Annotated in this window: 1 pseudogene; it reads right to left on the bottom strand. The window is 53.9% G+C overall.

The window, feature by feature from the left end:
* Positions 1 to 847 (bottom strand): annotated as a pseudogene (locus LWP20_RS18150) (efflux RND transporter periplasmic adaptor subunit); the annotation flags it as partial.
* Positions 848 to 875 lie beyond the last annotated feature (28 nt).

Below are 875 nucleotides of genomic sequence, written 5' to 3'. Positions count from 1 at the left end.
GTGCCTTCAGGCCTTCGGTTATCTCAACCATTTTTTTATCACGGTGCCCGACACGGACAGCCCTTGCCTGAAAAATGCTGCTGCCGGTACCTGTCACTCCTCTCCTTACCCATACAATGGCTGTTCTGCCCACGTAATAGACACTAGTAGCCGGCACCACAGGCGACGTCCTGTGAACAGAGGCTTTTGCCGTGAGCAAAGAGTTCTGCTTCAACTGGCGGTTGGGGTTGGGCAGGTAGAGGCGCACCTGCGTAAATTTTTGTCCGCTGGAGTACACCGGCTCCACCATGCCGATAACCGCAGGAATAGGCTTCTCTGGGAACAGCTCGCTTGTAACCACGGTCTCCCGCCCCGGTTCAAGAACGGCCCCTGCTTCGCTGGTGAAAGCGACAATGCCCCAGGCTTCCAGGAAGTCGTTTACCCAGAATACCGTCTGGTCTTTAGTGACATACATCCCCTCTCTTATGCTGTTATCGGGTAAGACGGATCCAGGGATGCTGGTGGAGCGGCCTGCTGCGCCCATTTCCCCCATACCCCCGCTTTCTGTACCTGCTCCGGCGCCCATACCACCTCCAGAGCCCGAGGGGCTAAACAACACGTATCCTTCGTAGGGACTGTAAATGGTAACAGTAAAAGGTGCCTGGCCACTGCGGGTAAACTGATTTATCTGAGCCTCTGTCAATCCCAGGAGCCTCAATTTCTGCCTTGCCTTATCGAGGAGCACCTGATCTTTGCTTTGACGGCTGACGAATAAAAACTCCTCTATAAACGTGTTCAGTTCCGGGCTGTAGAGTTCCATCAGCTTCTCTCCCTTCCGTACATACTGGTAGTTATACTTTGTATACAGCCTCTCGATGCGACCACCGACACGTACC

The organism is Pontibacter vulgaris (assembly GCF_022758145.1).
Classification (GTDB): Bacteria; Bacteroidota; Bacteroidia; order Cytophagales; family Hymenobacteraceae; genus Pontibacter; species Pontibacter vulgaris.
Note: the sequence above shows the minus strand (reverse complement) of the source record. Positions and strands in the feature narration are given on the sequence as shown.